General features: G+C 63.8%; 11 protein-coding genes and 1 pseudogene. 6 read left to right on the top strand and 6 right to left on the bottom strand.

Annotated features, from left to right (window positions below):
- Positions 1–84: 84 nt before the first annotated feature.
- Positions 85–471: pseudogene (locus tag GM909_RS24375) on the top strand (c-type cytochrome); the annotation flags it as partial.
- 237 nt (positions 472–708) lie between these two features.
- On the opposite strand, the gene rpoD reads toward GM909_RS24375, so the two are convergent.
- Positions 709–2,715 carry an RNA polymerase sigma factor RpoD gene (rpoD, locus tag GM909_RS24380; protein WP_157020102.1) on the bottom strand — a complete coding sequence of 669 codons (2,007 nt, stop codon included), beginning with the start codon at positions 2,713–2,715 and terminating at the stop codon, positions 709–711.
- Positions 2,716–2,998: 283 nt separating this feature from the next.
- A complete protein-coding gene (dnaG, locus tag GM909_RS24385; protein ID WP_157020104.1) occupies positions 2,999–4,915 on the bottom strand; it encodes a DNA primase in 1,917 nt (638 codons plus the stop codon).
- Positions 4,916–5,203: 288 nt separating this feature from the next.
- Here dnaG and GM909_RS24390 point away from each other — a divergent pair, with 288 nt between their 5' ends.
- Complete coding sequence (locus GM909_RS24390) at positions 5,204–5,449, top strand: DUF2061 domain-containing protein (RefSeq protein WP_157020106.1); 246 nt, start codon at positions 5,204–5,206, stop codon at positions 5,447–5,449.
- A gap of 68 nt (positions 5,450–5,517) precedes the next feature.
- On the opposite strand, the gene GM909_RS24395 is transcribed toward GM909_RS24390, so the two are convergent.
- Together GM909_RS24395 and GM909_RS24400 are read right to left on the bottom strand one after the other, a co-directional pair.
- Complete coding sequence (locus tag GM909_RS24395; protein WP_157020108.1) at positions 5,518–5,814, bottom strand: DUF4282 domain-containing protein; 297 nt, start codon at positions 5,812–5,814, stop codon at positions 5,518–5,520.
- A gap of 220 nt (positions 5,815–6,034) precedes the next feature.
- Positions 6,035–6,484 (bottom strand): GatB/YqeY domain-containing protein, encoded by a 450-nt coding sequence (locus tag GM909_RS24400; protein ID WP_157020110.1) that lies wholly within the window; start codon positions 6,482–6,484, stop codon positions 6,035–6,037.
- Positions 6,485–6,786: 302 nt separating this feature from the next.
- Here GM909_RS24400 and carA point away from each other — a divergent pair, with 302 nt between their 5' ends.
- Positions 6,787–7,989, top strand: a complete 1,203-nt coding sequence (gene carA, locus GM909_RS24405) for a glutamine-hydrolyzing carbamoyl-phosphate synthase small subunit (RefSeq protein ID WP_157020112.1) — start codon at positions 6,787–6,789, stop codon at positions 7,987–7,989.
- Positions 7,990–8,054: 65 nt separating this feature from the next.
- On the opposite strand, the gene ypfJ is transcribed toward carA, so the two are convergent.
- Entirely contained in the window at positions 8,055–8,969 is a 915-nt protein-coding gene (gene ypfJ / locus GM909_RS24410; RefSeq protein WP_157020114.1) for a KPN_02809 family neutral zinc metallopeptidase, read from the bottom strand.
- A gap of 165 nt (positions 8,970–9,134) precedes the next feature.
- Here ypfJ and GM909_RS24415 point away from each other — a divergent pair, with 165 nt between their 5' ends.
- The gene (locus GM909_RS24415; RefSeq protein WP_157020116.1) at positions 9,135–9,971 is read left to right on the top strand and encodes a protein-L-isoaspartate O-methyltransferase family protein; all 837 of its coding nucleotides are present in this window, start codon (positions 9,135–9,137) and stop codon (positions 9,969–9,971) included.
- Between the two features lie 29 nt (positions 9,972–10,000).
- Here the strand turns inward: GM909_RS24415 and GM909_RS24420 are convergent, their stop codons facing one another.
- Positions 10,001–10,699 carry a winged helix-turn-helix transcriptional regulator gene (locus tag GM909_RS24420; RefSeq protein ID WP_157020118.1) on the bottom strand — a complete coding sequence of 233 codons (699 nt, stop codon included), beginning with the start codon at positions 10,697–10,699 and terminating at the stop codon, positions 10,001–10,003.
- Between the two features lie 145 nt (positions 10,700–10,844).
- Here GM909_RS24420 and GM909_RS24425 point away from each other — a divergent pair, with 145 nt between their 5' ends.
- Together GM909_RS24425 and GM909_RS24430 are read left to right on the top strand one after the other, a co-directional pair.
- Positions 10,845–12,011, top strand: a complete 1,167-nt coding sequence (locus GM909_RS24425; RefSeq protein ID WP_157020120.1) for an acyl-CoA dehydrogenase family protein — start codon at positions 10,845–10,847, stop codon at positions 12,009–12,011.
- Between the two features lie 370 nt (positions 12,012–12,381).
- The gene (locus GM909_RS24430) at positions 12,382–12,759 is read left to right on the top strand and encodes an ArsR/SmtB family transcription factor (RefSeq protein WP_157020122.1); all 378 of its coding nucleotides are present in this window, start codon (positions 12,382–12,384) and stop codon (positions 12,757–12,759) included.
- The last annotated feature ends 61 nt before the right edge of the window (positions 12,760–12,820 follow it).

Consider the following 12,820-nt stretch of genomic DNA (forward strand, 5'->3'; position numbering starts at 1 on the left):
TATTGATCGGAATCCCGGCCGGCTTCATGTCGGAATGGTGGCCGGCTTCAAATCGGAATACCCGGCCGGTTTGAATCGGAATCCGCAGGCTACTTCTTCGGCAATCCCGACACGGAACGCTTTCTCGGCGGCTCGGACGTGGGTTTCGAGATCCCCGGCCTCGGCGTCTTCGTGGGCCCCAATCTTACCCCCGACGAGGAGACCGGCATCGGCGCCTGGACCGTCGATCAGATCGTGACGGCGCTGCAGACGGGACAACGTCCCGATGGCCGGGAACTCGCACCGATCATGCCGTGGCACGCCTTCGCCCACTACACCGACGACGACGTCGCCGCGATAGCGCAATTCCTGAAAAGCCTCGAGCCGGTCAGCAACAAGGTTCCCGCACCGTTCAAGCCGGGGGAGAAAGTCACCACCTTCATGCTGCGCATCCTGCCGCCGGGCGAAACGGCGGCTGCCGCCCCCAACTGACCGAAAACGGCAATTCCCGAGAAGCGGAAGGCAATCTCTCCCTCTCCCCTTCGCGCAGACATGCAGCAAAAAGCCCGGCACCAGGGGCCGGGCTTGATGGTCTGCGTGATTGTGCTGCCGTGGCTTAGAACATGTCCCGTTCCTACGGAATCGCTTGAGCGAAAGGTACATGCTCCAACAGATTTATCTGGCGCGCATATCTTTGCTGCAAACGGTTCCGTTTGAAGCGAATGCGCGCTAGCTGTCGAGGAAGCTCCTCAGCTTCCTCGAACGGCTCGGATGCTTGAGCTTCCTGAGCGCCTTGGCCTCGATCTGGCGGATACGCTCGCGCGTCACCGAGAACTGCTGACCGACCTCTTCCAGCGTGTGGTCGGTGTTCATGCCGATACCGAAACGCATTCTGAGCACGCGCTCCTCGCGCGGCGTCAGCGAAGCGAGCACCCTGGTCGTCGTCTCGCGCAAATTCGCCTGGATCGCCGCGTCGATCGGCAGGATGGCGTTCTTGTCCTCGATGAAATCGCCGAGATGCGAATCCTCCTCGTCGCCCACCGGGGTTTCGAGCGAGATCGGCTCCTTGGCGATCTTCAGCACCTTGCGCACCTTTTCCAGCGGCATGGCGAGCTTTTCCGCCAGTTCCTCCGGCGTCGGCTCGCGGCCGATCTCGTGCAGCATCTGGCGCGAGGTGCGCACGATCTTGTTGATCGTCTCTATCATGTGCACCGGAATGCGGATCGTGCGCGCCTGGTCGGCGATCGACCGTGTGATCGCCTGGCGGATCCACCAGGTCGCATAGGTCGAGAACTTGTAGCCGCGCCGATACTCGAACTTGTCGACCGCCTTCATCAGGCCGATATTGCCTTCCTGGATGAGATCGAGGAACTGCAGCCCGCGGTTGGTGTATTTCTTGGCGATCGAGATGACCAGGCGCAGATTGGCCTCGACCATCTCCTTCTTGGCGATCGCCGCCTCGCGCTCGCCCTTCTGCACCTGGTTGACGATGCGGCGGAACTCGCCGATCGAGATGCCGGTCTCCTGAGCCAGGTTCTGGATCTCCGCGCGCAGCGCTTCGATCCCCTTCTTCTCCTTGGCGGCGAACTCCTTCCAGCCTTTTTCGGGAAGCTCGCCGATGGTCCCGACCCAGTTCGGATCGAGCTCGGAGCCCTGGTAGACCTTGAGGAAATTCTCGCGGCGAACGCCGTAGCTGTCGGCCAGGCGCAACAGCCGGCCTTCGTTCTGCACGAGGCGCTTGTTGATGTCGTAGAGCTGCTCAACCAGCGCTTCGATGCGGTTCTGGTTGAGCGACAGCGACTTGACCGCTGTGATCAGCTCTTCCTTCAGCTTCTTGTAGGAGCGTTCCTGGCTCGACGACAACGCGCCGGTCGAACCGAGCCGCGACTCGACCTGCTGGTCCTGCAGCTTGCGCAGCTTCCTGTAGGTCTCGGCGATCGTATCGAGCGTCTCCATGACCTGCGGACGCAGCTCGGCCTCCATCGCCGCAAGCGACAGATTGGCCTCGTCTTCTTCCTCGTCCTCATCGTCGGCCGCCTGCGACTCGCCGCCGACATTGGTGATGTCGTCGTCGCCGCGGCGCGGCTTTTCCTCGGCCTTCGGCTTGGCGTCCTCGGCGGGGCGCTCGACCACCGGCGCCTGCTTGGCCTCCGGGCCCGCATAGGTCGCCTCGAGATCGATGATCTCGCGCAGCAGGATCTGCGATTCGTTGAGCTCGTCACGCCAGATGATGATGGCCTGGAAGGTCAGCGGGCTCTCGCACAGCCCGGCGATCATTGTCTCGCGGCCGGCCTCGATGCGCTTGGCGATGGCGATTTCGCCTTCGCGCGACAACAGCTCCACCGACCCCATCTCGCGCAGATACATGCGCACGGGATCGTCGGTGCGGTCCGTCGGCTCCTTCTTGGTCGTCGTCGCGGCAACGGCCGTGCCGGACTGCTCGGCGATCTCGGTCGATTCTTCCTCGCTGTCCGAATTGTCGGAGTCTTCGCCGGCTTCGTCCTCTTCAACGACGTTGATGCCCATGTCGGACAGCATCGCCATCGTGTCCTCGATCTGCTCGGACGTGACCTCTTCGGACGGCAGCACCGCGTTGAGTTCGTCCATCGTGACATAGCCGCGCTTCTTGGCGAGCTTTATCATCTTCTTGACAGCGTCGTCGGAAAGGTCGAGCAACGGTCCGTCAGGACCACCTTCGCGTTCGGTCTCGACCTCTTCCTTTTCTTTTGTCGCCATTCGTCATGTCTCCAAGATGCCGGCAACGCTTCGGCCACCGCCTCGGCCTGCGCGTCGCGGCGTGCATACCTGCCTGCAGGTAGCCGCCTTCATGTTAATGCCCGACTAACCCTGATGAGTCGGGCATAATTTCGTCTGGCCGAGATAACCTTTGCCCTGCCCCGAAAGCTCCGGGCAAGGTCCCGGCCGCATCTTAACCATTGTGAACTGCCCTGATTCCGTCATTTTGCCGGAAGGTCAAGCCGCTCTGCCATGATTCGCCGTAAAAATGCGAATCAGGCACCTACTGGTTTCGCCCGGTCCTGCCGGACAATACGCCAAACCCTTCGATGAGCGCCTCGATGGCCTGCACATCACGGAACTGCGTCTGTATTTCGAGAAGCTGACGGTAATGTTCCTCCGTCGGCTCGCTCGCAAGCGCGGCTTCTGCCGCCTTGAGCTCCTTATGTAGAGCGCCTGCGCTGTGGTGCAAGTGGAGCGCCTGGCCGAGCGCCTCGCGCGCGTCGTCGAGCGCCGCATCCGGCAGGGCCGGCCATTGGCGGGCGCGCCGCACCAGGGCCTGCGCCGTCTCCCACACCTGACCCAGTCCGCGCCGCCCCAGAGCCGCCACGATGCCGTCGCGGTCGGCCGCCTCGTCATGCGCGATCGCATCGAGCAGCCCGGCATGCAGCCGCTTCAGATCGCCATGATCGAAATCGAGCCGCTCGACCGTATCGTAGGCCTCGTCGATGAGCTGCGGGTGGTTGATGAGCGCGGTGAGGATGACCGCCTCGCGCATCGGCATCGTGCCGGCGGTCGAGCGCACCAGCGCCGAACGCGCCAGGCTCTGTGAAACGGCCAGCCTGCCCGCCGCCTGTCCCGGCCTGCCGCCCTTGCCGGCGCCCGATCCCCAACCGTCGCGGCGCGCCGGGCGCGCACTGCCGAAAAACGCCTGCGCGCGCTCGCGCATGTCCTGGCTGTAATGGCGACGCACGTTCTCGTCACGGATACGGCCGGTCAATTCGCGCAGCTTGCGCTCCAGGTCGGCCCGGCGTTCCGGCGTATCGAACACCCCGCCGGCGGTCTCGCGCTGCCACAGCATCTCGGCCAGCGGCCGCGCTTCGGCAACCAGCGCCTCGAACGCCTCCGGTCCGCCCGCCTTGACGAGGTCGTCGGGATCCTGCCCCTGCGGCATCATCGCGAAGCGCACGCTGCGCCCGGCGGCGATCACCGGCAAGGCGAGCTCGGCCACCCTGTAGGCGGCCTTGAGCCCCGCCTGGTCGCCGTCGAAACACAGCACCGGCTCGCCGGACATGCGCCAGAGAAGTTCGAGCTGGCTTTCGGTGAGCGCGGTGCCAAGCGGCGCGACCGCATTGGCAATACCGGCCTGCGCGAGCGCAATCACGTCCATATAGCCCTCGACCGCGATGACCTTGCCCTCGCGTCCCAGGCCCTTGCGGGCGCGGGCCAGATTGTAAAGCACATTGCCCTTGTGAAAGAGATCGGTCTCCGGCGAGTTGAGATATTTGGCCGGCACGTCGGGCGACAGTGCACGCCCGCCGAAGGCGATCACCCGTCCCCGCGCGTCCTCGATCGGAAACATGATCCGGTCGCGGAACCGGTCGTACGACACGGCGATGTCCTCGCCCGAGACGACCAGTCCGCAGGCCTCGATCTCGCGCTGCCCCACGCCCTTTCCGGCCAGAAAGTTCTTCAGCACATTGCGCCCGTCGGGCGCATAGCCGAGCCGGAAGGCCTGTTGCGTCGCCGGTGTCAGGGCGCGGTCGCGCAGATAGGCGCGCGCCTTCGCCCCGACCGAGGACTGCAGTTGCTCCTGAAAGAACTTCGTCGCCAGTTCCATCACGTCATGAAGGCTGGCGCGCGCCGACTCGCGTCTTTCGGCCTCCGGATCGCGCGCCGGCATGGCCACGCCCGCCATGTCGGCAATGCGCTCCACGGCCTCTGGAAAGCTCAACCCGTCGAGCTCGGTCAGAAAGCGGAAATGATCGCCCGACACGCCGCAGCCGAAGCAATGGTAGCGGCCCTTGCGATCTTCACAGTGAAAGCTCGGCGACTTTTCGCCATGAAAGGGACAGCAGGCCCAATAGTCGCCGCGCGAAGCATTGGTCTTGCGCTTGTCCCAGGACACGCGCCCCCCGATGACCGAGGAAATCGGCACGCGGTCGCGGATCTCGTCGAGAAAGGCGGGTGGAAAACGCATCGGCTGCTGGGAACTCCTGACCGCCCATATAAGCATGATCGACCGGCGTGCCCAACGATCCCGTGCGGCTGCCCCCGCTATTCACAACGCCGGTCGGTTGTGGAACTGCTCGAACACGCCATGCACCCCTGCGCGACGCAAGGATTCCTTCGTCCGAATGCCGGTCCTTGGCAATTCATTCGCCTGACCACACTGCCTGGCGGCAATCCTGTTCTTTGACCTGGCACCATAAGGATGGATAAAAGACATCCTTCCGCATCCTTCCCCTTACATGGTCAGGCCGCATTGATGGAATCGCACACGCGCAGCTTCGCAAAAGCGCTCTCCTGGCGTGTCACCGGCACGCTCGACACCATGATCATATCGCTGGTCATAACCGGAAGCTTCAAGCTGGCCGCGGCGATCGGGTTTACCGAAGTCGTCACCAAATCGGTGCTCTATTATCTCCACGAACGGGCATGGCTGCGCATTCCCTACGGCCGCAAGGCGGCACCTGCGAACGCCGAGACCCGGCAAGAGGAGCCCGCCGCCTGATCCCGCGCCGGCCGCAAACCGGCGTGTCGCACTGCTTGCAGACAGATCCGGCATTCCGCCGCAACGGCCTATTTCGGCAGGCCGTGTTGGCGAATGGCGCGCAGATTGCTGTCGATCGAGAATGCCACCATCCACAGTTCGATGATCATGCGCCACACGATGATCGAGACGATCGTGCCGACGATGGTCCCGGCGATCATGAACAGACCGGCCGCGGTGTCGCCCTTGCCCGCGCCGATGATGACCACGCCGGACACGATCCCGACCACCATGCTGATCAGGATCGCGATGAAGCCGATGAGATGAACCCACCACGCGATCCGCGGAAAAAGAAACCTGTCGAATGAAAGAAGTCCCCGAATCATCGCCCGCTCCGTCCAAATCCCTCGACGCGCTCAAAATGCACCATGCGTTATATAGGGCGGGCTGGTGCACTTCCACATTGCAAACGCCTCCGTCCACAAGCGGGTGGCTGCAGGACTTTTCACACGTTCGGACAGGATTTCACGCGAGACGGCCCGCGTCGGGGCAGGCCACGGACGGATCGGCGTCCTTTCGTCAGCAGTCCGGCGCCGTGTGGCGGCCCTATTCCAGCATGTTCTTGACGATGCCGCTGGCCTTGCCGAAATCCATCTGGCCGGGGAATTTGCGCTTCAGCGCATTCATGCACTTGCCGACATCGCGCAGACCGTCGGCGCCGACCTCGTCGATTACCTGTTCGCAGGCCTTCTTGACCGCCTCGCCCTCGATCTGCCGCGGCAGGAATTCGCGGATCACGTCGATTTCCTCGCGCTCCTGCTCCGCCAGTTCCAGCCTGTTGCCTTCTTCATAAGCCTGCGCCGATTCCCTGCGCTGCTTGACCATCTTGGCCAGGATCTGGGCGATCTCCTCGTCGCTGACGGGGTCCTTGCCAGCGCCGCGATTTGCGATATCGCGGTCCTGGACGGCGGCTTGAATCAGCCGAATCGTCGAAATACGGCGCTTGTCCTGCGCCTTCAGTGCACACTTGAGCGCTTCCGCGATCTGATCGCGCATCTCCACATCTCCTTGGCACAACGACAATAACGCCGGGTCCACCGCGTGGCAAACCGTTTCTACCATATCAAGCTGTTGTTTTTATTGACAAAAGCTTTTCGGGCCGGTTTCTGTTGCAGTCATTGACCGCCCCGCTGGCTTGGCCTATTGTCCGTGCCCTGCATAACCTGTTGCCTGCGCGTCGGGACAAGTGGACAATCCGCTTGCCACGCGCTTTTCGACGCGCCATATGGCCTTTTGGCGGCTGTATTTCAAGGCAGCTGTGCGCCGCGGCGGCGCGTGCGCCATGACGGAGAACGATAATGCCTGCAAATACAGCGCCCTGGGGCCAGGATAGACCGACGGCCCTGCTCGTCCTTGCCGACGGCACGGTGATCGAAGGCCGCGGATTGGGCGCCGAAGGCAGCGCCATCGGCGAGGTCTGCTTCAACACCGCGCTGACGGGCTACGAGGAGATTCTGACCGACCCGTCCTATACCGGCCAGATCGTGACCTTCACTTTCCCCCATATCGGCAATGTCGGGACCAACGAGGAAGACATCGAGGACCTGACGCCGGCCGCGCGCGCCGGCGCCGTCGGCACCATCGTCAAGGCCGACATCACCAATCCGTCGAATTATCGCGCCGCCGCCGATCTCGACCAGTGGCTGAAACGGCGCGGCCTCGTCGGCCTCGCCGGCATCGACACGCGCGCGCTGACCGCCCTCATCCGCGAGAAGGGAATGCCCAACGCCGTCATCGCGCATGCCGCGGACGGGGTATTCGACGTCGACGATCTCAAGCGCCGCGCCGCCGACTGGCCGGGGCTGCTCGGGCTCGACCTGGCCAAGGACGTCACCTCGGGCCAGAGCTCGACATGGACCGAGACGCCCTGGGTGTGGGACGAAGGCTATGGCGCGCTCGGCGAGCCGACCATGCAGATCGTCGCCGTCGATTACGGCATCAAGCGCAACATCCTGCGCCTGCTTGCCGGGCTCGGCGCGGAAGTCACCATCGTTCCGGCCACGACCCCGGCCGAAGACATTCTCGCCATGCATCCCGACGGCATCTTCCTGTCCAACGGACCGGGCGATCCGGCCGCCATGAGCGACTATGCCGTGCCGGTCATCCGCGATCTCCTGAAGACTGACATTCCGCTGTTCGGCATCTGCCTTGGCCATCAATTGCTGGCGCTCGCCGTCGGCGGCAAGACGACGAAAATGCATCAGGGCCACCACGGCGCCAACCACCCGGTCAAGGACCACACGACGGGCAAGGTCGAGATCGTGTCGATGAACCACGGCTTTGCCGTCGACGGCGATTCCCTGCCCGCCGGCGTCGAGGAAACCCATGTCTCCCTGTTCGACGGCTCCAATTGCGGCATCGCGATCACCGGCAAGCCGGTCTTTTCGGTCCAGCACCATCCCGAGGCCTCGCCCGGACCGCAGGATTCGCACTACCTCTTCCGCCGCTTCGCCAATCTGATCCGCGAGAGCAAGGGCGAGCCGGCCCTGGCCGAGCGATAGACGTCAATTGACGGAATCCGGGTCTCCGCCTGCGAGCTAACGGCCCGCTGGTCCGACCACCCTATTCAGATCTGGCCGCTGAACGTATCGCAATCGCCCAGCCGGCCGTTCTCGAGGCCGCGCGTGAACCAATCCTTGCGCTGCGCCGAGGTGCCGTGATTGAAGCTGTCCGGCACGACATAACCCTGTGTGCGCCGCTGCAGCGTGTCGTCGCCGATCTGGTTGGCCGCGTTCAGCGCCTCGTCGATGTCACCGGCTTCGAGCAAGCCCTTCTGATCGGTGAAATGCGCCCAGACGCCGGCGAAGCAGTCGGCCTGCAACTCCACCCGCACCGACATTTGGTTGGCCTCCCTCTCGCTCATCTGCTGGCGCATCTGGTTGAAACGCGGCAGCACCCCAAGCAGGTTCTGCACGTGGTGGCCGACCTCATGGGCGATCACATAGGCCTGGGCGAAATCGCCCGAGGCGCCGAACTGCTGCTCAAGCTGCCGGAAGAAGGCGAGGTCGAGATAAAGCTTGTGATCGCCCGGACAATAGAACGGTCCCGACGCCGCCGAGGCGAAGCCGCAATCCGAGCGCACCTGTCCCGAAAACAGCACCATGGTCGGATCGGTATAGTCGTAGCCCTCGGCCTGGAAAATGCCGCTCCACACATCTTCTGTTTCGGCCAGCACGACGCCGGCGAACTGCGCCGCCTCGTCGTCGCTGCGCGGCCCGGTCCGCGCGATCTGCCCGCCACCGCCGGGAGAACTCACCTGTCCGCCGCCGCCGGCCAGCATTTCCAGCGGGTCGATGCCGCAGGCGCGCAAGGCGAAATAGAGAACCAGAAGCACGATGATACCCGAGACGCTGCCGCCGCCGGTGCGCCCGACTGGAATGCGAATGCCCGGCCCACGGCCGAATCCGCCGCGCCCGAAGCCGCCGCCCTGGCCGCGCCGATCCTCCACGTTGCTGCTTTGCCGTCGACCTTTCCAGCGCATCGACCAGACCCTCCGATCATCGCCCGGTGCACCGGGGCTATCGTACAGGTCGAACAGTAGCGAACAGGTTGCAACCTGTCACAGGGTTTTTGTGCGCCCGGCGGGCGCTATGATCTCTCGCCAATAGGCTGTAGGATCGTTGCGAGCGAAACCGACCTGGCGATCATGTCCGAGCTTTCGAAGGTTCGCGCCGACTACGCCCGCAGGATGGCGGAAGAGAGCGGTTGGTCCGACCCGCGCATCGAGGAGGCGTTTGCCGCCGTCGAACGCGAAAAGTTCCTTCCGCCGGCGCCATGGCGCATTCGCACCGGCGGCCATCTGTGGGCCCGGCGCACCAGCGATCCGGCCGATCTCTACGACGACGTGCTGGTGGCGCTCGACGCCAAAAAAGGCATCAATAACGGCGAACCTTTCCTGCACGCGCGCTGGATCGGCGTCTGCGCGCCGCAACCGGGCGAAACCGTGACCCAGGTCGGCGCCGGCACGGGCTACTACACCGCCGTCCTTTCACGGCTCGTCGGCCCCGGGGGACAGGTCGAGGCATTCGAGATCGAGCCCGAACTCGCTGCGGCTGCGGCGCGCAATCTCGCAGGCTTCGACAACGTCACGATACGCGACGATGATGCGACAAGCGTCGGGATCGCCGCCTCCGACATCGTCTATGTCAATGCCGGCGTCGTCTGCCCGCCCGTTGCCTGGATCGCGGCGCTGAAACCGGGCGGCCGGCTGGTCTTTCCCTGGCGGCCGAGCGAGGAAATCGGCCTTGCCCTGCTCGTCAGGCGGTTGCCTTCGGGTTTCAGCGCCCTGCCCTTCATGGGCTCCTGGTTCATCCCCTGCGTCGGCGCCTCGGCCGCGCGGTTTCAAGACCGCCTGCCGACGCCGGCCGGGGCCCGCGCCACCCGCTCGCTCTGGTTCACCGGGCAGCACGCGCCCGACGAGACGGCGACGGCGACCTTCCGCGAGGTCTGGTTTTCCTCCGCCGACATCGAGCCGCGGCAATAGACAGCGCCCACCCGTATCATGGTGCGGCCTCAAACCGGCACCGGCCCGAGCTTACGGGCTTCCTTGGCCGATTTCGCACCCAACCATTTGCGTACCGCGCCGGCGAGTACACGGTCGCCGTCGAGCGCCACATGTCCATGGTCGATCTCGCGGCCCGCCGCCAATATCCCCATCCAGATCGCCGTCATGGTACGCAGCGAGCTTGTCACCTGGAGATCGATATCGAAGCCCGGATCGACATAGCATAGCTCGATGTCGCCGCCATCGAGGGCGATCCACCAGCTCATCTGGCCTTCCGGCAGCTCGGGATACAAAAAATGTATCGTGCAGCGCCGGCGGCCGGTCAGATCGATGTCGAGCTTGCGCCGCATGTCCCACATCAAGAGCGAAGGATCGAGATTGCGCAGCGACATGTCGGACTCGACCCAGCGCTGCCCCCAATCCCCAATACCCATGACGATCGGCCCAAGCTCTTCTCCCGCCGGCGAAAGGCGATATTCGGTGACACCGCCGGCATTCGTATAGGTGACGATCACGCCGGCGCGCTGCAGTTCCTTGAGCCGTTTCGACAAAAGTGCCGGGGACATGCGCGGCACGCCGCGCCGCAACTCGTTGAAGCGCGTCGAACCGTAGAGGAATTCCCGGATCAGCAGTGTCGTCCAGCGCGAACAAAGGATCTCCGACGCCATCGCGATCGGGCAGAATTGTCCGTAACCACCACGCTCCATTGGCCGTTCTCCCACAGCCAGCCGCCGCGCCGATCATACCGCCGATGCAGGTTCCCGCCAATGCCACGCTACAGTTCGTGAACTGGACGGCGACCGATCGCAGCGAGATCATCATCGCGGGGCAGATCTTGCATGGAGCAACCCAATGGTAGCCGAAACTGGACTTGCACAGAAACTTGCCGAAACAGGTAACACACAAGACGTCGTCGCGATTACCCGCAGCCTCTCAGACCAATTTGCCGCCAGGGCCCGGCAGGCCGACGACAACGACAGCTTCGTCGCGGAAAACTACGAGGACCTTCGCTCAGCCGGCCTCGTCGAGGCGGGCGTTCCCGCCGAGCTCGGCGGGCTTGGCGCCGACATAGGCGCGTTGGCGGAGATGCTGCGCGAAATCGGCCATGCCTGCGGCTCGACCGCACTCGCATTCGCCATGCACACGCATCAGGTGGCGATCCCGGCGTGGCGCTGGCGGCATCAGAACGCGACAGCGATGGAGCCGCTTTTGCGCCGCGTCGCGGCAGAGAGGCTGATCCTTTTGTCGAGCGGCGGCTCGGATTGGATCGGCGGCTCGGGCGTTGCCGAGAAGGTGGAAGGCGGGTACAGGATTTCCGCCCGCAAAGCGTTCACCTCGGGGGCCGAGATTGGCGACCTCTTGATTACCGGCGCCATCGCAACGGCTGAGGACGGGACGCGGAACGTCATCCATTTCCCGGTGCCGATGAAGGCGCCGGAGGTACGCATCGAGCATACGTGGCAGACGCTCGGCATGCGCGGAACAGGTTCCAACGATGTTGTCGTCGAGGGCTTGTTCGTGCCCGACAGCGCGGTCGCCTTCTCGCGACCCGCCGGACAATGGCATCCCGTCTTCCAGATCATCGCGACAGTCGCTTTCCCGCTCATCTATGCCGCCTATCTGGGTGTGGCCGAACAGGCCCGCGACATCGCGATTGGCCTGGCCCGAAAGCGGCCGTCGACGCCCAGCCTCCTCGACCTCGCCGGGCGCATGGACACTGCATTGAGGGCCGCGCATCTGGCCCATCGATTGATGGTGGAGGTGGCCGAGCGCAACGCCCCGTCTGCCGACAGCGTCAACGAGGTGATGATCGGCCGGGCCCTCGTCGCCCGCAACGCCATCGAAACGGTCGAACTGGCCATGGAACTTGCCGGCGGCGCATCCTTCTATCGCCGCAACGGGCTGGAGCGCTGCTTCCGCGACATTCAGGCCGCGCGGTACCATCCGCTGCAGAGCGGCCCGCAGGCACAATATGCCGGTGCCATGGCGCTCGGACTGCCGGTCGATACGATCTATTGACGGATCTAGTGGAACGAATTTGACATTCGATACCCACTCGATGTCGCCCCAGAGATCGAATGTCGAATTCAAAAGTTCCACTAGAATCATAGACTTGCTAGCGGTTCTTTTGTTTCCAACATTTGCTCTTAGGGCCGATACAAATGGGATGCAAATGTTGGAAACGAACCACTGGAACATGTCCCGCTCAAACGGGTTCGTTTGAGCGAAAGGCACATGTTCCAGCATATTGATCTGGCGCGCTGAAAATGGCGCATGAACGCGGCAGTTCGTGCGCCATCCGTCTTATATGCCACAATTTTCCGTGGAGGACCTTACGTGTACGGAAACTGGCGTTGACTTGTCAGGGGTTGTCTGTAGTTTTCCGGCCATGGCTTTGTGGCATCCTGAATTGGACCAGATCGAATTGTCGAGCGTACTCAACGCGCTTGGCGATCCGACGCGTCTCGCCATCGTCGGATATCTCGCATCGCACGAGGGCAGCGGGATGGCCTGCGGCGAGTTTTGCGACCTGGGTTCCAAGACGGGCCTGAGCTATCATTTTTCCAGATTGCGCGAGGCCGGCATCATCCGCGTCGAGCCCAGCGGCACCAGGCGGCTCGTGACGCTGCGCCGCGACGCGCTCGACCGCCGCTTTCCGGGCCTCATCGACAGCGTTCTGGTCACCGCTCCGTATGGGAGGCAGGAGCCGCGGGAGCGGAATGCCGCGGTTCTGCATTTGGCGCCCGTGGGCGGCACGGGGCGCTGACGGCCCCGTTTGCCGAAGAATTGCGTTGCACGCGCCGTGAGGCACATTTTCGGGGTTACCT

Origin of the sequence: Mesorhizobium xinjiangense, from assembly GCF_009749525.1 — a bacterium.
Classification (GTDB): Bacteria; Pseudomonadota; Alphaproteobacteria; order Rhizobiales; family Rhizobiaceae; genus Mangrovimarina; species Mangrovimarina xinjiangensis.

What these genes read in the sequence shown, in the direction of transcription:
- rpoD (WP_157020102.1), bottom strand. Translation starts at nt 2,715, where the DNA reads ATGGCGACAAAAGAAAAGGAAGAGGTCGAGACCGAACGCGAAGGTGGT.
- dnaG (WP_157020104.1), bottom strand. Translation starts at nt 4,915, where the DNA reads ATGCGTTTTCCACCCGCCTTTCTCGACGAGATCCGCGACCGCGTGCCG.
- GM909_RS24390 (WP_157020106.1), top strand. Translation starts at nt 5,204, where the DNA reads ATGGAATCGCACACGCGCAGCTTCGCAAAAGCGCTCTCCTGGCGTGTC.
- GM909_RS24395 (WP_157020108.1), bottom strand. Translation starts at nt 5,814, where the DNA reads ATGATTCGGGGACTTCTTTCATTCGACAGGTTTCTTTTTCCGCGGATC.
- GM909_RS24400 (WP_157020110.1), bottom strand. Translation starts at nt 6,484, where the DNA reads ATGCGCGATCAGATCGCGGAAGCGCTCAAGTGTGCACTGAAGGCGCAG.
- carA (WP_157020112.1), top strand. Translation starts at nt 6,787, where the DNA reads ATGCCTGCAAATACAGCGCCCTGGGGCCAGGATAGACCGACGGCCCTG.
- ypfJ (WP_157020114.1), bottom strand. Translation starts at nt 8,969, where the DNA reads ATGCGCTGGAAAGGTCGACGGCAAAGCAGCAACGTGGAGGATCGGCGC.
- GM909_RS24415 (WP_157020116.1), top strand. Translation starts at nt 9,135, where the DNA reads ATGTCCGAGCTTTCGAAGGTTCGCGCCGACTACGCCCGCAGGATGGCG.
- GM909_RS24420 (WP_157020118.1), bottom strand. Translation starts at nt 10,699, where the DNA reads ATGGAGCGTGGTGGTTACGGACAATTCTGCCCGATCGCGATGGCGTCG.
- GM909_RS24425 (WP_157020120.1), top strand. Translation starts at nt 10,845, where the DNA reads ATGGTAGCCGAAACTGGACTTGCACAGAAACTTGCCGAAACAGGTAAC.
- GM909_RS24430 (WP_157020122.1), top strand. Translation starts at nt 12,382, where the DNA reads ATGGCTTTGTGGCATCCTGAATTGGACCAGATCGAATTGTCGAGCGTA.